Annotated in this window: 17 protein-coding genes; 8 read left to right on the forward strand and 9 right to left on the reverse strand. The window is 55.9% G+C overall.

The genetic code is table 11. The features are described from left to right. Positions 1–105 precede the first annotated feature (105 nt). A complete protein-coding gene (gene acrD, locus L2Y28_RS15765) occupies positions 106–3,219 on the forward strand; it encodes a multidrug efflux RND transporter permease AcrD (RefSeq protein WP_022648965.1) in 3,114 nt (1,037 codons plus the stop codon). Positions 3,220–3,330: 111 nt separating this feature from the next. Here the strand turns inward: acrD and ypfM are convergent, their stop codons facing one another. Next, the gene (ypfM, locus tag L2Y28_RS15770) at positions 3,331–3,390 is read right to left on the reverse strand and encodes a protein YpfM (protein ID WP_100181659.1); all 60 of its coding nucleotides are present in this window, start codon (positions 3,388–3,390) and stop codon (positions 3,331–3,333) included. Between the two features lie 387 nt (positions 3,391–3,777). Here ypfM and L2Y28_RS15775 point away from each other — a divergent pair, with 387 nt between their 5' ends. From L2Y28_RS15775 to L2Y28_RS15785, 3 genes are read left to right on the forward strand one after another with little or no spacing between them, the layout of a single operon-like run. Further along, positions 3,778–4,134 (forward strand): ArsC family reductase, encoded by a 357-nt coding sequence (locus L2Y28_RS15775; RefSeq protein WP_022648966.1) that lies wholly within the window; start codon positions 3,778–3,780, stop codon positions 4,132–4,134. A 3-nt stretch (positions 4,135–4,137) separates the two neighbouring features. Then, on the forward strand, positions 4,138–5,265 hold the full coding sequence (gene dapE / locus L2Y28_RS15780) for a succinyl-diaminopimelate desuccinylase (RefSeq protein ID WP_022648967.1): 1,128 nt from the start codon (positions 4,138–4,140) through the stop codon (positions 5,263–5,265). Between the two features lie 24 nt (positions 5,266–5,289). Then, positions 5,290–5,487 carry a YpfN family protein gene (locus tag L2Y28_RS15785; protein WP_000383991.1) on the forward strand — a complete coding sequence of 66 codons (198 nt, stop codon included), beginning with the start codon at positions 5,290–5,292 and terminating at the stop codon, positions 5,485–5,487. A 38-nt stretch (positions 5,488–5,525) separates the two neighbouring features. Here L2Y28_RS15785 and ypfH read toward each other — a convergent pair whose 3' ends face one another. From ypfH to dapA, 6 genes are all read right to left on the reverse strand, one after another. Then, entirely contained in the window at positions 5,526–6,221 is a 696-nt protein-coding gene (gene ypfH, locus L2Y28_RS15790; protein WP_022648968.1) for an esterase, read from the reverse strand. Positions 6,222–6,294: 73 nt separating this feature from the next. Continuing rightward, the gene (locus L2Y28_RS15795) at positions 6,295–8,241 is read right to left on the reverse strand and encodes a tRNA(Met) cytidine acetyltransferase TmcA (protein WP_022648969.1); all 1,947 of its coding nucleotides are present in this window, start codon (positions 8,239–8,241) and stop codon (positions 6,295–6,297) included. After that, positions 8,241–9,110: a neutral zinc metallopeptidase gene (locus L2Y28_RS15800; RefSeq protein ID WP_022648970.1), complete on the reverse strand. Its 870-nt coding sequence runs from the start codon at positions 9,108–9,110 to the stop codon at positions 8,241–8,243. The genes L2Y28_RS15795 and L2Y28_RS15800 overlap by 1 nt, the downstream gene beginning before the upstream one ends. A gap of 120 nt (positions 9,111–9,230) precedes the next feature. Next, positions 9,231–9,944, reverse strand: coding sequence for a phosphoribosylaminoimidazolesuccinocarboxamide synthase (gene purC, locus L2Y28_RS15805; RefSeq protein WP_001171626.1), 714 nt, complete (start codon positions 9,942–9,944; stop codon positions 9,231–9,233). A gap of 109 nt (positions 9,945–10,053) precedes the next feature. Continuing rightward, the gene (gene bamC, locus L2Y28_RS15810; protein WP_022648971.1) at positions 10,054–11,088 is read right to left on the reverse strand and encodes an outer membrane protein assembly factor BamC; all 1,035 of its coding nucleotides are present in this window, start codon (positions 11,086–11,088) and stop codon (positions 10,054–10,056) included. Between the two features lie 16 nt (positions 11,089–11,104). Continuing rightward, positions 11,105–11,983 (reverse strand): 4-hydroxy-tetrahydrodipicolinate synthase, encoded by an 879-nt coding sequence (gene dapA, locus L2Y28_RS15815; RefSeq protein WP_003860542.1) that lies wholly within the window; start codon positions 11,981–11,983, stop codon positions 11,105–11,107. Between the two features lie 145 nt (positions 11,984–12,128). On the opposite strand from dapA, the gene L2Y28_RS15820 reads away from it, so the two are divergent. Both L2Y28_RS15820 and bcp read left to right on the forward strand, forming a co-directional pair. After that, complete coding sequence (locus tag L2Y28_RS15820) at positions 12,129–12,698, forward strand: glycine cleavage system transcriptional repressor (RefSeq protein ID WP_000213743.1); 570 nt, start codon at positions 12,129–12,131, stop codon at positions 12,696–12,698. Further along, a complete protein-coding gene (bcp, locus tag L2Y28_RS15825) occupies positions 12,698–13,168 on the forward strand; it encodes a thioredoxin-dependent thiol peroxidase (protein WP_022648972.1) in 471 nt (156 codons plus the stop codon). Before L2Y28_RS15820 ends, bcp begins: the two co-directional genes overlap by 1 nt. Positions 13,169–13,702: 534 nt before the next feature. Here bcp and L2Y28_RS15830 read toward each other — a convergent pair. After that, positions 13,703–14,767: an AI-2E family transporter gene (locus L2Y28_RS15830; protein WP_003860546.1), complete on the reverse strand. Its 1,065-nt coding sequence runs from the start codon at positions 14,765–14,767 to the stop codon at positions 13,703–13,705. A gap of 220 nt (positions 14,768–14,987) precedes the next feature. Here L2Y28_RS15830 and bepA point away from each other — a divergent pair, with 220 nt between their 5' ends. Beyond that, entirely contained in the window at positions 14,988–16,451 is a 1,464-nt protein-coding gene (gene bepA / locus L2Y28_RS15835; protein ID WP_003860547.1) for a beta-barrel assembly-enhancing protease, read from the forward strand. A 13-nt stretch (positions 16,452–16,464) separates the two neighbouring features. Continuing rightward, a complete protein-coding gene (arsC, locus tag L2Y28_RS15840) occupies positions 16,465–16,821 on the forward strand; it encodes an arsenate reductase (glutaredoxin) (protein WP_022648973.1) in 357 nt (118 codons plus the stop codon). On the opposite strand, the gene L2Y28_RS15845 is transcribed toward arsC, so the two are convergent. Then, positions 16,818–17,642, reverse strand: a complete 825-nt coding sequence (locus tag L2Y28_RS15845) for a hypothetical protein (RefSeq protein ID WP_022648974.1) — start codon at positions 17,640–17,642, stop codon at positions 16,818–16,820. The genes arsC and L2Y28_RS15845 overlap by 4 nt on opposite strands. Positions 17,643–17,755 lie beyond the last annotated feature (113 nt).

Consider the following 17,755-nt stretch of genomic DNA (forward strand, 5'->3'; position numbering starts at 1 on the left):
TTTACATTATCTCCTTTATTTCTCCACGTTTGACCTGGGCCTTACCGCTAAAGTTAGGCGGGCAATAAACAATAATGACGTGCAGCAAAACGAGGTCACATTTTAATGGCGAATTTTTTCATCGATCGCCCCATTTTTGCCTGGGTGCTAGCAATCCTGTTGTGTCTGACGGGTGTCCTGGCGATTACTTCCCTTCCTGTTGAGCAATACCCCGACCTCGCCCCCCCTAACGTGCGTATCACGGCGAACTACCCTGGCGCCTCGGCACAGACGCTGGAAAATACCGTCACGCAGGTTATCGAGCAGAACATGACGGGTCTTGATAACCTGATGTACATGTCCTCGCAGAGCAGCGCCACGGGCCAGGCGACGGTAACCCTGAGCTTTACGGCGGGCACGGATCCGGACGAAGCGGTGCAGCAGGTGCAAAACCAGCTGCAATCGGCCCTGCGTAAACTGCCTCAGGCGGTGCAGAACCAGGGGGTGACCGTGCGTAAGACCGGTGACACCAATATTTTGACCATCGCGTTTGTTTCAACCGATGGCTCGATGGATAAGCAGGACATCGCGGACTACGTCGCCAGTAATATTCAGGACCCGCTCAGCCGTATCAACGGCGTGGGTGATATCGACGCCTACGGCTCGCAGTATTCCATGCGTATCTGGCTGGATCCCAACAAGCTGAACAGCGTGCAGATGACCGCCAAAGATGTCACCGACGCCATCGAATCGCAGAACGCTCAGATTGCCGTGGGGCAGCTCGGTGGTACGCCGTCCGTGGATAACCAGGCGCTTAACGCCACCATCAACTCCCAGTCGCTGCTCCAGACGCCTGAACAGTTCCGCAATATCACTCTGCGCGTGAATCAGGATGGTTCCGAAGTGCGTCTGGGGGATGTCGCCACAGTGGAAATGGGGGCGGAAAAATATGACTACCTGAGTCGCTTTAACGGCAATGCTGCGTCCGGCCTGGGGGTGAAACTGGCCTCCGGTGCCAACGAAATGGCGACCGCGCAGCGGGTGTTAGAGCGTCTGGATGAGCTGTCGCATTACTTCCCGCACGGACTGGAGTACAAAGTCGCCTACGAAACCACCTCATTCGTAAAAGCCTCCATCGAAGATGTGGTGAAAACTTTGCTCGAAGCTATCGCGCTGGTGTTCCTCGTGATGTACCTGTTCCTGCAAAACTTCCGCGCCACGCTGATCCCCACCATTGCGGTGCCGGTGGTGTTGCTGGGAACCTTTGCGGTGCTGTATGCCTTCGGTTACAGCATCAACACCCTGACCATGTTTGCCATGGTGCTGGCCATCGGCCTGCTGGTGGATGATGCCATCGTGGTGGTGGAAAACGTCGAGCGCATCATGAGCGAGGAAGGGCTTTCGCCCCGCGAGGCCACGCGTAAATCGATGGGGCAAATTCAGGGTGCGCTGGTCGGTATCGCCATGGTGCTGTCGGCGGTATTTATCCCGATGGCGTTTTTTGGCGGCACTACGGGCGCGATTTATCGCCAGTTCTCGATCACCATCGTCTCTGCGATGGTGCTCTCCGTACTGGTGGCGATGATCCTTACCCCTGCTCTGTGCTCGACGCTGCTCAAACCGCTGCATAAGGGCGAACACCACGGTCAAAAAGGCTTCTTCGGCTGGTTTAACCGCATGTTTAACCGAAATGCGGCGCGCTATGAAGCGGGCGTGGGTAAAGTACTGCACCGCAGCGTGCGCTGGATGGTGGTCTATGTCCTGCTGCTCGGCGGCATGGTCTTCTTATTCCTGCGGCTGCCAACCTCGTTCCTGCCGCTGGAAGATCGCGGCATGTTTATCACCTCCGTACAGTTACCGAGCGGCTCGACCCAGCAGCAGACCCTGAAAGTGGTGCAGAAGGTTGAGAACTACTTCCATACTCAGGAGAAGGATAACGTGGTCTCCGTCTTCTCCACCGTCGGCTCTGGCCCTGGCGGTAACGGGCAGAACGTGGCGCGTATGTTTGTGCGCCTGAAAGACTGGGACCAGCGCGACAGCGATAGCGGCTCCTCCTTTGCCATCATTGAACGTGCAACTAAAGCGTTCAACAAAATCAAGGAAGCGCGCGTTTTCGCCAGCAGCCCGCCCGCTATCAGTGGCCTGGGCAGCTCAGCCGGATTTGATATGGAGCTTCAGGATCACGCGGGTGCCGGGCATGACGCGTTGATGGCAGCTCGCGATAAACTGCTCGAGCTGGCCGGGAAAGATCCGCAGCTTACCCGCGTTCGTCATAACGGTCTGGATGACAGCCCTCAGCTACAGGTGGATATTGACCAGCGTAAAGCGCAGGCGCTGGGCGTCTCCATCGACGACATTAACGACACCCTGCAAACGGCATGGGGCTCAAGCTACGTGAATGACTTTATGGATCGCGGTCGCGTGAAAAAGGTCTACGTTCAGTCTGCTGCCAAATACCGCATGCTGCCGGACGATATCAACCGCTGGTATGTGCGCAATAACACCGGCGGCATGGTGCCGTTCTCGGCGTTTGCGACGTCACGCTGGGAGACCGGTTCGCCGCGTCTGGAGCGTTACAACGGCTATTCGGCGCTGGAGATTGTCGGTGAAGCCGCGCCTGGCGTTAGTACCGGTACTGCAATGGACATTATGGAAAAACTGGTTCAGCAGTTACCGACCGGCTTTGGCCTGGAGTGGACGGCGATGTCCTACCAGGAACGGCTTTCCGGCGCGCAGGCGCCTGCCCTGTATGCCCTTTCGCTGCTGGTGGTGTTCCTCTGCCTGGCGGCGCTGTATGAAAGCTGGTCAGTGCCGTTCTCGGTAATGCTGGTGGTGCCTCTCGGGGTCATCGGCGCGCTGCTGGCAACCTGGATGCGTGGCCTGGAAAACGATGTCTATTTCCAGGTCGGACTCCTCACCGTAATCGGATTGTCGGCGAAAAACGCCATTCTGATCGTCGAATTTGCCAATGAGATGAATGCCAAAGGTCACGAACTGATGGCCGCCACGCTGCACGCCTGTCGTCAGCGCCTGCGCCCGATCCTGATGACTTCTCTGGCGTTTGTATTTGGCGTCCTGCCGATGGCCACCAGCTCCGGCGCAGGCTCCAGCAGCCAGCACGCGGTGGGAACGGGCGTTATGGGGGGAATGATTTCCGCGACGATTCTGGCTATCTATTTCGTACCGCTGTTCTTTGTGCTGATACGCCGTCGTTTCCCGCTGAAGGATAAGCCGGAATAACCCGTTGAAATAAAAAAAAGGCGGCTTTACAGGCCGCCTTTTTATTGTGTGATTCTTTCACACTATGGTTATTTTAGTTAATTAAGTGCTCTTGCATTTCTTACCGGAAATTCATTTACGAAGCATGCCTTCGATAAAATCTTTCCAGTTCCCCAGTTCATGTTCAATCATAACAACCTCTCTTATTATTATGTGCATTCTACGAAAACGTATCATCATTGTGAAGCCACTTTAACCGATTGCTGTGATTGAGCCCCGCTGTGCTGGTAGGTTTAGGATCACTATGAGCGTTGCCGGGTAAATTTTATGTGACCTACAGCAATATTTTGAAATAGTCAGAAAAATGACAGCATTTTTAATTTCCCCCTGAGTTTATTGGCAATTTATACAGAGTGGACAACTATGCTTAAAAGATGGAACACTATTCAGCGTACAGCTGTTCGTTGAATTATGGAGAATTGTAAATCACGAAAAATTCCGAATGTGTTATATTCCACTTAAGGATATATCTTCGAAAATATTGAACATTTAATCCACACAAGAACAAAAGGATTCACTATGGTTGTGATGTACGGCATTAAGAATTGCGATACGATTAAAAAAGCCCGCCGCTGGCTGGAAGCACACAACATCGACTATCGCTTCCATGATTACCGTGCCGACGGGCTTGACCCTGCGTTTCTCCATTCCGCCATCAATGAACTGGGCTGGGAAGCGCTGCTGAACACCCGCGGGACCACCTGGCGAAAAATGGATGAATCTCTCCGGGCCACGATCAACAACGCCGACAGCGCAGCCAAACTGATGCTTGAAATGCCGGCAATCATCAAACGCCCATTGCTCTGCAAGCCAGGTCAGCCTATGCTGCTGGGTTTCAGTGAAACCCTTTATTCAGATTTATTCGTTGAGGTGTAGTCTATGTCATGCCCGGTCATTGAGCTGACTCAGCAGCTTATTCGCCGTCCTTCCCTTAGCCCGGACGACGCAGGTTGTCAGGCATTAATGATTGAGCGCCTGCGTGCCATCGGTTTTACCGTCGAGCACATGGATTTTGGCGATACGCAGAACTTCTGGGCATGGCGCGGTCAGGGGGAGACGCTGGCGTTTGCCGGACATACCGACGTAGTTCCCGCAGGCGACGCAGACCGCTGGATCAACCCGCCTTTTGAGCCAACCATCCGCGACGGCATGCTTTTCGGACGCGGCGCTGCGGATATGAAAGGTTCCCTGGCTGCGATGGTGGTGGCGGCAGAGCGTTTCGTCGCCCAGCATCCGAACCATAAAAACCGTCTTGCGTTTTTGATTACCTCCGATGAAGAAGCCAGCGCCCACAACGGCACCGTGAAGGTCGTTGAGGCGCTGATGGCGCGCAATGAACGTCTGGACTACTGTCTGGTGGGCGAACCGTCCAGCACCGAAGTGGTGGGCGATGTGGTGAAAAATGGCCGCCGTGGATCCCTGACCTGCAATTTGACCATTCATGGCGTGCAGGGCCACGTTGCCTATCCGCACCTGGCGGATAACCCGGTACACCGCGCCGCGCCGATGCTGAACGAACTGGTGGGCATTGAATGGGATAAAGGCAACGAATTTTTCCCGCCAACCAGCATGCAAATAGCCAACATCAAGGCCGGCACCGGCAGCAACAACGTCATTCCCGGCGATCTCTTCGTCCAGTTTAACTTCCGCTTCAGCACCGAACTGACCGACAAGATGATCAAAGCACGCGTGATTGCGCTGCTCGAAAAATACCAGCTGCGCTATACCCTCGACTGGTGGCTGTCTGGCCAGCCGTTCCTGACGCAGCGCGGTAAACTGGTGGATGCGGTAGTGAACGCCATCGCGCACTATAATGAGATTAAGCCACAGCTGCTGACAACGGGCGGCACGTCTGACGGACGCTTTATCGCCCGCATGGGCGCACAGGTTGTCGAACTGGGTCCGGTTAACGCGACGATTCACAAAATTAATGAATGCGTGAACGCTGCCGATTTACAACTGCTGGCCCGCATGTATCAACGTATTATGGAGCAGCTCGTCGCCTGACGGGTGCTTAAAGAGGATTAGCGAATGGACTGGCTTTCAAAGTACTGGTGGATTCTGGTGTTGGTATTTCTGGTAGGCGTGCTGCTTAACGTGATTAAAGATCTCAAGCGCGTTGACCACAAAAAGTTCCTTGCCAACAAACCGGATCTTCCGCCGCACCGTGATTTTAACGACAAGTGGGACGATGAAGACGACTGGCCGAAGAAGGACCAGAAGAAGTAATCGCTCTGTTTCCCCTCTCCCTAAGGAGAGGGGAAACCTCACATAAACTCGACGATATCATCGTCATTCGGCTTACCGCCGCTGAGCGCTTCATCAAAGTAGTGCTTCGGTACGGTATAACGCAGATGATCGAGCGCGAACTGCATGCTGCGATCGTCAATGGCATGCCCCAGATCGTCCACGATATCCAGCGTCACATCCCCGCCCTCGCGCATCAGCGTATCCTGGGCAGCTACCGCATGCGAAAGCTCAATTACCCGGTCTTCACCCCCATGAATGAGATGGATCGTGGTCTGCGTGGTCGCGCTTTGCGGTAACGTCGCAAAACGCCCATTGAAGGCAATCACGCGGGACACCAGTCCGGGCTGCGCTTTTACGCTTTCCAGCGACATGATTGAGCCCTGAGAGAAGCCAATCAGCGCTGTTGCATTGGCACCTACGCCGCTCTGCTGCTGCCAGTAACGCACGGTATTGATAAAGGCTGGCATAACGGCATCAATACGTGCCTGACGATTTTCCTCCGTCACGCCCTCGACGGAAAACCACTGCCGCCCGTCCGGACCGCAGGGCTCCACGCCGCCGATACTGACGATCAGCGCGTGTGGGAAAACGGGTGCAAACCAGCTGCCAATCTGTCCCATATTGACGGCATTGTCGCCCACGCCATGAAACAGAAGCAGTAGCTGTTTAGCAGGTGTATCCGGGCTTTGCACAACAAAATGGTCATGTTTCATGGCGATCTCCTTAATTGTTAAGCAGGATTTTACGCCTCTGCGGGGTAATGACCATGCCACTTTACTGAAGAAGTCATTGAAAAAATTGCCATTGCAAAATGTCGGCTTTCAGCCGCTGGCTACGGGAGTAATCAAGCCTTTCAAGCGCGTGAGCGGTTTCCTCGCGTAGCTTCGCCAGCAACGCTTTGCGCCCGAAATCGTGCGTATTCCCTTCCATTTTCCCACGCAGCGCCGGGAGCGGCATATCCACGGCTAACAACAATCGCGTTAGCGCCGCAACCGAGGTTGAAAACGCCCGGTGCGCAAAGGCAAACCCCGCCAGCTCCAGCCAGTCGTCACTATTAAGGGTAGCTTCCCATGCATCCATCACCGGGATCTTTTCGCCATTCCAGGCCGACAGGACGCGCATATCACGACATAAACGTTGATGCGCCTCTTCGCAGAGCTGATGCCCCGCCTCGCTCAGCGGCAGCAACGCCATCGCCGTATAGCACCCGCTGCTGGCCTCCCGGTGGCTGCCCATTCGCACCAGCACAAACCCGCACTGCCGCCAGAAACGCCACAGCTCGTCGGTATAGCCAAAGCTGACCGAGAGATAATCTTCTCCGCTGGCACTGCGGATCAGCCCCTGGCCGATGCCTTCCCGCTGGCGATGAGGATGAACCGCAATACGGCTGACGCGTCGGCCTTTCAGCGTCGCCGCGAGAGGCGATCCGCCGTGGGCAGCCAGCGACTGTGCCACCAGATTTCCACGCGGCCGACGAAATCCCGCCCACACCGCGCGACTAAGCTCTGGGGATAAGCCGCCCTCCTCCACCAGCCAGAGCGCGCCAGCGATCTCCGCGCCCGCCTGAGCAACAGCAAAGTGCTGGCCGGGGGCGTCCATCATCCGGCGTAAATCGAGGGGGGACGTCCGGTAGTGCGCGGCACACAGCAGTTCATACACGCCTGCCCCGCGCGCCGGATCGCTCTCCCACACCCCGGGCTCCAGCGACGTTAAACTTACCTCCCCTACCGGTTTGCGATCGATAAGCGCATCGTCGAACAGCAGCGCGTTCGCCACGATTCGCTCAAGAGGACATCCGGCAGCCCAGCGTACAGGAGTTGATAAGGTATATCGCCGCAGACCGCTGAACCGGGCGCAGAACTTCAGCAGAAATCCCCTGCCCGTGCCTTCATAACCCTGCACCGTAGTGGTCAACAACACGCGGGGAAAGCGCATCGTCAGTTTCTCGAGCAGCGGGCCGGGGATGGCGGCCGCCTCATCGACAATCAGCCAGTCAGCTTCTGTTGTGGAGGCCAGCAGCGCATCCGGGGCCATAAAGTGAAAATGTTCCCCGGCGAAACGCGCGATGACATCCGTCGCCCCTTTTGCCGGTGCGGTCACTACAGCACTACCTTGAATGCCGTTGAGCAACATGCCCGCCAGGGCGGACTTTCCTCGTCCGCGCGGGGCCGTCACGGCAGCCACGCCAGCAGGCATGGTCAGAAGCGCGTCGAGGATCTCAGCCTGCTCGCGCTGCGGTTCACCGCTGGCGGGCTGCCAGGCGGGTAAATCTGGCGCAACGGGAAGGCACAGAGGACGATGTTGATGCCAGACGATAGCATCTGAATCGGCGGCCAGCGTCCGGCAAAAATGGTAAACAAAGTGCGGGGTGGCGATCGGCTCGGCGCTGTCGCTCCAGCGTAGAGAATCCGCGTCGGGCCTGTTAGCCCAGACGGAGAACGGCGGCACCAGCAGCACCAGAAGGCTTCCGGCGCGCAGGGTCCCGCTGAGGGCGGCGAAGGCCGAGACGTCAAACCCGCGACGCGCGTCAAAAACGGCGTGCAGATATTCACGTCCCAGCAGGCCGCTGATGGCCTTAGAGGGGTTTTCCTCCAGCCACAGCCAGTCTCCTGGTAACGTATCGCGCAGGATGGTCGCCTGGCTCAACGTCCACGCTTCATCGCCGCTAAGCACCACCAGCCGGCGGTGCCCGGTACGCTGAAGCTGGTTAACCAGCTGTTCAACCCCCAACATCACATAGCTTTGCCGAAGGTATTACACTGCGACGGGTTGCCGCTGTCAAAGCCACGCTTAAACCAGCTGTAGCGCTGCTCTGAGGTGCCATGGGTAAAGCTGTCCGGCACAACGCGCCCCTGGCTTTGCTGCTGCAAGCGATCGTCACCAATCGCCTGTGCGGCATTCAGGGCCTCTTCCAGATCGCCTGTTTCCAGCACGCCCTGCTGCTGCATGCTGTGTCCCCAGACGCCAGCGAAGCAGTCGGCCTGAAGCTCCATGCGTACGGAGAGATGATTCACCTCCGCCTGAGACGCATTCTGCTGCATCTGACGCACTTTAGGTTCAATGCCGAGGAGCTTCTGCACATGGTGGCCGACTTCATGCGCGATCACGTAGCCCTGGGCAAAATCGCCGTCGGCGCCCAGCTTGCTTTTCATGTCGTCATAGAAGGAGAGATCGATATAGACGGTGCTGTCCGCCGGGCAGTAGAACGGCCCCATAACGGACTGCCCGGTGCCGCAGCCCGTGCGGGTTGCGCCCCGGTACATCACCAGTTTTGGCGGCTGATAAGTCCGCCCCATTTTCTCGAACTGCTGACCCCAGGTATCTTCGGTCGTCGCGAGAATAACGGAAGTAAATTTCGCCGCTTCATCTTCATTCGGGCTGATGGAGCGCTGAGAATACTGCTGCTGTTGCCCGGTTTCGCCGGTCATCAAACCGGTCAGGTCGACACCGTAGTAGCCCGCTACCAGCACGACGACCAGCAGAATAATACCGCCCTTGCCGCTGGGTAACCGGAAACCTGGCCCGCCCATAGACGGCCCACCGCCACCACTGCTGCGTCTGTCTTCTACGTTGTCACTTTCACGACGCCCTTGCCAGCGCATAAACACCTCGAACTATTCCATTTATAATAGCTATGATCGTAGGCGGTTAATGAAAGGATTACCATAGTAAACAAGGATAAGACGCCAAAGGATGCCAACATCCTTTGGCAAATGCGCAGTTTAGTCGAGCTTAACGCCTAAACGGTGAGCAACCGCTTCGTACGCTTCCACCACGCCACCCAGACTCTGGCGGAAACGGTCTTTGTCCATTTTATCCAGCGTCTCTTTGTCCCACAGGCGGCTGCCGTCAGGAGAGAACTCGTCGCCCAGCACCACTTCGCCTTTGTACAGACCGAACTCCAGCTTGAAGTCGACCAGGATCAGGCCCGCGTCATCAAACAGCTTTTTCAGCACGTCGTTGGCTTTGTAGGTCAGTTCCTGCATGCGCGCCAGGTTCTCTTTGCTGACCCAGCCGAAGGTTTCGCAGTAGGATTCGTTGACCATCGGGTCATGCATGGCGTCGTTTTTCAGGAACAGATCGAACAGCGGTGGATTCAGTTCGATACCCTCTTCAATGCCCAGACGCTTCACCAGGGAGCCTGCGGCACGGTTACGGATCACGCACTCAACCGGCACCATATCCAGTTTTTTTACCAGACATTCCGTATCGGACAACAACGCTTCCATCTGAGTCGGGATACCGGCTTCGGCCAGTTTGGTCATAATGAAGTGGTTGAACTTGTTGTTCACCATGCCCTTACGATCGAACTGCTCAATGCGTGCGCCGTCTCCTGCTGACGTATCATTGCGGAATTCGAGCACCAACAGATCCGGGTTTTCCGTGCTGTATACGGTTTTCGCTTTGCCACGATACAACTCAGCTTGCTTCTGCATCTTCATTACTCCTGGTGTGATGATTTGTATTCAAAACTGGCTATATTATGCCACGCACACGTTTGCGTGGCACGAAAATAAAAAGGGCTGGATTAACCAGCCCTCACTATTATTTGCTGAATGCGGCCTGGAAGGCAGCGACCAGCGCATCGTTCTGCGCCTGGGTCAGCGTGTGTCCTTTCGGATCGATAAACTGCAGGCTGCTGCGGTTATCGAGGTCGCCGACCTGGATTTTGTAGTCACCGGAAGGCAGCTGTGGATCGCTTGCCCCCAGCTCCTGCCAGGCACTTTCAGACAGCGGCTTATAGGTCGCTGTGATGCTGCCCGTTGAACGGGTGCTGTCGGTCACCTTCATGCCCACTTTTTCCAGCGTGGCTGGCAGACGCTGCCAGGTCTGGTTAAACGGCGCACGCACCACCAGCATTGGCAGGCCGGTATCGTCTGCACCGCTCTGCACGTCAAACGTTGAGCCGTTACGGTTCTGCGCGGCGTTTGCGGCATCAGCAGCGTTCTTATCCAGACCCGCTGCAATCACGTTCAGCATTTCGGTACTGTAGCGCTGCATGGCGGACGGATCGGCAACCGGTTTACCTGCCTGCTCAAGATTCAACAGCTTAACGGTAACCGCCTGCTGATAACCCTGCGGCTTAACGGAGACTTGATAACGACCACGATACTGCTGGTCTTCATCGAGACGGTTCCACTCAATCCAGTCGGTGGTTAAGGTCTGGCTGGCGTCGTCGCGTTTATCAATCGTATAGTTTTTCGACTGAATGACGCTCACAACCTGCGGCCACAGCGTGGTACCGCGTGCGCTTTCCACCAGCAGAGAAGCTGTATCACCGGTGAACTGCGTGCGTGCGCCACTCACCAGCGCCAGAGGCTGAGCTGGTGGACGAATATCGAGCGCTTTACCCACCAGGCCGCTGCCGTTGGTAACCGGAATATTATAATCACCGTTCTGGATCGGCAGGATCATGCCGGCAGGCGCGTGAAGTTCAGCAAGCGGCGGCGCATCCAGATAGGATTCATCACCGCTCACCTGGCGCTTGTAGCGCGAGTCTGAACTACAGGCAGCGAGGAGCATAACAAGCGAAACACCCGCAACCTTGGCCAGGCGCGACTTCTGTACTGAATAAGCCATCAAATCTCCCTAAACTTTACAGCAAACCGGCATGCTTCAGCGCGCCAGCGACAATTTCACGACCATGGTCGGTAATCGGTGTCATTGGCAGACGCAGCGTGTCGGTTGCTACAAGCCCCAACTCCTTACATGCCCATTTCACTGGGATCGGATTGGGTTCGACAAATAATTTATTATGCAACGGCATCAGACGCTGATTAATCACGCGAGCTTCATCAAAGTGACCGGCTGCGGCCAGTTTGCACATGTCAGCCATATCACGCGCCGCCACGTTCGCCGTCACGGAAATCACGCCGTTACCACCGAGCTGCATAAAGTCCAGTGCGGTCGCATCATCACCGCTCAGCAGGATAAAGTCGTCTGAAACCAGCTCTTTGATCTGATGAACGCGGCTTAAGTTCCCTGTCGCCTCTTTAATCCCGATAATATTTTTTACTTTCGAGAGACGGCCAACGGTTTCCGGCAGCATATCGCAACCGGTACGGGACGGCACATTATACAGAATTTGTGGCAAGTCAGTATGTTCAGCGATGGCTTTGAAATGCTGGAACAAACCTTCCTGAGTTGGGCGGTTGTAGTAAGGGGTCACCGTCAGACAGCCAACAATGCCGCTGTCGTTAAAACGCTGAGTCAGGCTAATGGCCTCTGCCGTTGCGTTTGCGCCCGTACCCGCGATGACCGGAATACGCCCGTCCGCCAGTTCCAGGGTCAGCATCACAACATCGCCGTGCTCTTCGTGGCTCAGCGTGGCGGATTCACCGGTAGTCCCTACCGAAACGATCGCCGAGGTTCCATTGGCGACATGGTAATCAATGAGCTTCTTCATGCTTGACCGGCAGACATTACCTTTTTCATCCATCGGTGTAACAAGCGCGACAATACTTCCCGTGAACATGAGCCATCCTCTGTGCGAACAAGAGCCTCAATGTTACGTTTGGAACTGTAATAAAAGCAAGCGACCTGAGGCTCTCAGGCGGTTGTATGCATGTTTTTTTTATGCTTTCCTTAGGAAGACTTAACCACGCAAAGGAAGAACAGGTTTGACAACCTCATCACAACATTACCTGGTTATCACTGCGCTGGGTGCTGACAGGCCGGGTATCGTGAATACCATCACTCGCCACGTGAGCAGCTGCGGCTGCAATATCGAAGACAGCCGGCTGGCTATGCTTGGCGAAGAATTCACGTTCATCATGCTGCTTTCCGGAACATGGAATGCCATTACCCTCATCGAATCTACCCTGCCGCTGAAAGGCGCAGAGCTGGATTTACTGATTGTGATGAAGCGCACCACCGCGCGCCCGCGTCCGGCTCTGCCTGCCACAGTCTGGGTACAGGTTGAAGTGCCTGATTCACCTCATCTGATTGAACGTTTTACGGCACTGTTTGACAGCCATCAGATGAACATTGCCGAACTGGTTTCCCGCACGCAGCCTGGCGATGAAAACGCCATCCCGACGCTGTTTATTCAAATTACCGCCCACAGCCCTGCCTCGCAGGATGCGTCAAATATCGAGCAAGCGTTCAAAGCCCTCTGTACAGAATTACACGCGCAAGGCAGTATAAGCGTCGTCGATTATTCGCAGCACGAACAGGATGGAGTTGAGTAATGAACCCACTGAAAGCCGGTGATATCGCACCGAAATTTAGCTTACCGGATCAAGACGGCGAGCAAGTAAATTTGACCGACTTCCAGGGACAGCGTGTTCTGGTCTATTTCTACCCGAAAGCCATGACCCCGGGCTGTACCGTACAGGCCTGCGGTTTACGCGACAACATGGATGAGTTGAAAAAGGTCGGTGTGGAAGTGCTGGGCATCAGCACCGATAAACCAGAGAAGCTGTCACGTTTTGCGGAAAAAGAGCTGCTGAACTTCACGCTGCTTTCCGATGAAGACCACCAGGTTTGCGAGCAGTTTGGCGTCTGGGGTGAGAAGTCCTTTATGGGCAAAACGTACGACGGTATTCACCGCATCAGCTTCCTGATTGACGCTGACGGTAAAGTTGAGCACGTGTTTGATGATTTCAAAACCAGCAACCACCACGACGTGGTGTTGAACTGGCTGAAACAAAGCGCCTGATAAACAGCAAAACGGCAACCCAGGTTGCCGTTTTTAGTGTTTGCCCCCTCTCCCCGTGGGCTGAGGGTTCCCCACAAATTAATGCGAGCACTGAGCAATCCCCTCGCCCCTCCGGGGAGAGGGTTAGGGTGAGGGGAACATACGGCGGTGGTGGTCATTCCGTTCACTTTATGTTCCTTGCTACTCTGTAACGACATGACCGGTGAACGTGCCAGGGTGGCTCAGTCGCCACCACCCTGGCGACCCGGGCTCCCGGCGGTAAATCGCCGCTTCGCGGTGCCCTCGGCTTATTCCTTCCGGCTTATCGGGTATGGGCGGAGGCAACGTCCCTGTACAGCCGCCCTCTCGGCGCATCCCTGCGCCTCGCCCCGGCCGGAAGGCAAACGCCTCAGCGATTTACAGCCGGACCAGAGCATCGCTGACAGCCCTCAGTCATTTAGAAAGCAACTTTATTGCTTCTGCATAAAAAAATTACTGGGGATCCCTCAGCCCCGTGGGAGAGGGTTGGGGTGAGGGCATCAGCCCGCACTAAATCTACTTCTCCTCCACCGCCGGCACATCCGGCCACGCGTGGACCACGGCTTTAATCAGCGTCGCCAGCGGAATGGCGAAGAACACGCCCCAGAATCCCCACAGCCCGCCGAAAATCACCACTGACAGGATAATCACCAGCGGATGCAGGTTAACTGCTTCTGAGAACAGCACCGGTACCAGCAGGTTCCCGTCCAGTCCCTGAATAATCAGGTATACGGCGAAACAGCTCCAGAACTCCGTACCCAGACCAAACTGGAACAGCGCCACACCGACTACCGGAATGGTCACCACAAACGCGCCGATATACGGGATCAGAACCGAGAATCCGACCAACACCGCCAGCAGCAGCGAGTAGTTCAGCCCGAAAATCACGAAGCCAATCCAGGTCGCCACGCCCACCACAATCATCTCAAGCACTTTGCCGCGAATGTAGTTGGTGATTTGCTGGTTCATCTCCTGCCAGACCTGTCCTGCGAGACCGCGATTGCGCGGCAGCACGCGGCGCACCGCATTCAGCATCTGCTCTTTATCTTTGACCAGGAAAAACACCATTAGCGGCACGAGAACAAGGTAAACCGCCAGCGTCAGCAACCCCACCAGCGAGGCCAGAGAGTATTTCACCACCGAGTCACCCATGGTCATGATGCGGGCGCGCATGTTTTCGGCCATCGCATCGATGATCCCGGCGTCCATCAGCGCAGGATAGCGGCGCGGCAGCGTGGCGGCAAAATCAGACAGTTTATTCAGCATGCCGGGCATGTCGCGGATCAGGTAGATCCCCTGTTGCCAGGCGATGGGCATCACCACGAAGGACATCAGCAGCAGAATGCCGACAAACAGCACCAGGACAATGCTGGTCGCCCAGCGTCGGGAACAGCCGATATGTTCCAGACGCGCGGTGGGCCACTCCAGCAGATACGCCAGCACAATTGCCACCAGAAGCGGTGCCAACAGGCCACTAAAGAAGAACAGGATACCGAATCCGGCAACCAGAATGACCAGCAAAGCAATGGCTTCCGGATCGCTAAACCGACGCCGATACCACTGCATTAACATTTCGAGCATACAACCCTTCCCTGAATCGAATGGCGGGAGTGAGACGGTGAATTGTATCTAACTGTCACAAAAAAGACTTTCCTTTTTGTTTCACTGTCAGGTTTCGCAAAACCCTGATGAATGGGATTTTCTTCATCTCTTAACACGGCTACACTCGCAGAGCAGCGGAGATGAACGTTATGCGGGTTCATCGGTCAAATTAGCACATCCAACATACAGGACAGTGGTTATGTTCAGGCAGTTGAGAAAAACACTGGTTGCGACACTGATTGCCGCCGTGACGGTGGGTCAGGTGTTGCCCGCTTTCGCTGACTCGTCCGATTCATTGCCGGACATGGGCACCACGGCAGGAAGCACGCTCTCCATCGGGCAGGAGATGCAGATGGGTGATTATTACGTACGCCAGCTGCGCGGCAGTGCTCCGCTGATTAACGACCCTTTGCTGGTGCAGTACATCAACGGTCTGGGGATGCGACTGGTGGCGCACGCAGACTCGGTAAAAACGCCCTTCCACTTCTATTTAATCAATAACGACGAAATCAACGCCTTCGCCTTCTTTGGCGGGAACGTGGTGCTGCATTCGGCGTTGTTCCGTTATTCCGATAACGAAAGCCAGCTGGCGTCCGTCATGGCGCACGAAATTTCGCACGTCACCCAGCGCCATCTGGCGCGTGCGATGGAAGATCAGAAGCGTAACGCCCCCCTGACCTGGGTGGGCGCGCTGGGCTCTATTCTGCTGGCGATGGCCAGCCCGCAGGCCGGAATGGCGGCGCTTACCGGGACGCTGGCGGGAACGCGTCAGGGGATGATCAGCTTTACCCAGCAGAACGAGCAGGAAGCAGACCGCATCGGCATTCAGGTTTTACAGCGTTCCGGCTTTGACCCGCAGGCCATGCCGAGCTTCCTGGAAAAACTGCTCGACCAGGCACGCTACTCGTCGCGCCCGCCTGAAATTCTGTTGACCCACCCGTTGCCGGAAAGCCGTCTCTCGGATGCGCGTAACCGTGCTAACCAGATGCGTCCGGTCGTCGTGCAGTCCTCGCAGGATTTCTACATGGCCAAAGTGAGAACGCTTGGCATGTACAACTCCGGACGTAATCAGCTCACCAGCGATCTGCTGGACGCGCTGGCGAAAGGCAACGTGCGCGAGAAGAACGCCGCGCAGTATGGTCAGGCACTCCAGGCGATGGAAGCAAGCAAGTACGATGAAGCGCGTAAAGCGCTACAGCCGCTGCTGGCGTCGGCGCCTGACAATCCGTGGTATCTCGACCTCGCAACCGATATCGATTTAGGACAGAAAAAAGCGACCGATGCGATCAACCGTCTGAAAGGGGCGAAAGACATTCGCAACAATCCGGTATTGCAGCTAAACCTGGCGAACGCCTACTTACAGGGCGGCCAGCCCGGCGAGGCGGTGACCATTCTGAACCGCTATACCTTTAACAATAAAGATGACCAGAACGGCTGGGAGCTGCTCGCCCAGGCCCAGGGGCAACTGGGTAATCGCGATCAGGAGCTGGCCGCGCGTGCGGAAGGTCTGGCGCTGGCGGGGCGCCTCGATCAGGCCATTTCCCTGCTAAGCAGCGCCAGCTCACAGGTGAAGCTCGGCAGCCTGCAACAGGCCCGCTACGATGCGCGAATCGACCAGCTGCGTGGCCTGCAACAACGCTTTAAGCCGTACGAGAAGATGTAATAAAGGAGAAGTCATGACAGACGCGGTAAAAATTTACCATAACCCTCGCTGCTCCAAGAGCCGCGAGACTCTGAATCTGCTGAAGTCTAACGACATCGATCCGGAAGTGGTGTTGTATCTGGAGACGCCCCCGGACGCGCAGACGATCCGCCAGTTGCTGAAGATGCTGAACATGGGCAGCGCACGCGAGCTGATGCGTCAGAAAGAAGATCTGTATAAATCGCTCAATCTGAATGATACCAGTCTCACCGAAGATCGGCTGATTCAGGCGATGGTCGACAATCCTAAGCTGATTGAGCGCCCGATTGTCGTGGCGAACGGCAAGGCGCGTATCGGCCGTCCGCCGGAAGACGTACTCGGGATCGTCTAATCGTTACGCCGCAGCGCTTCCAGAAACGCCTGCGGCGTACTCTCCCCCAGCTTTTTCTGCGCTTTTCCCCGGTTGAAAAATTCACACAGCTGGATCAACAGTTCTCCCGCCGGTTCACTATTCACGCGCGGAATGATCTCACGTAACGGCACGGCGACCTGAAGGGCAAGATAATACTGTGAATGCACTTTTACGGTGACGTTATGCTCCGGCAAGTTCACTTCTAGCCCAAAAGTCTCAATAGATTGAATATCAGCCGGACAGGCAGCCAGCACCTCGTTCGTCCAGCGGGTCAGCAACTGCGGCGAGACACCGGCATAAAGCCGGGCGTAGCACCAGCCGCTGACGGGTTCACGCGCCCAGAGCAGGTGTTGCTCCCCACCGTCGTCCATATGCAGCGATAGCGGCTGATGATGCAGAAGTAGCTTCTGCGGCATGATACCGGCCTTCAGTGCCTTTTTGCCCTGCAACGACGCCCCCTTTTGTCTTACCGAAGCCGGTTTGAGATAGCGGTTCAGGGTCGCGCGGGAAACGGCGATCCCGAGTCCGTCATTCACCAGCAGCAGCAGTTCATCCAGCGGTGCCCCAGTGATATCCCGCAGGGCATTTATCAGTGCCGCCTGCTCTTGTCTCAATGCTTTGTGTATCACTTTTGGCGTTGTGTGGTTATCCGAAACCTGGTCGCGGTTGCGCCAGCGCCTGACGGTGGTGACCGAGATCCCCAGTTCAACAGCTAGCTCTCTGTCGCTTTTATCTGACTGCTGAAGATAGCGACGGATACGCGGTGTGGTGGTGGCGTTAGCATGCAGTTTGATTTCCATCGCGTCTCTCTCCGCAACTAATCTTATGAGATTTATAGTAGAGCAGCGAATGCTTTGTGACCGATTTCACCTTTCGCTCGCCGCGCTTCACTGATAATCCACAGACATAACAT

Source organism: Enterobacter sp. JH25 (assembly GCF_021725435.1).
Classification (GTDB): Bacteria; Pseudomonadota; Gammaproteobacteria; order Enterobacterales; family Enterobacteriaceae; genus Enterobacter; species Enterobacter intestinihominis.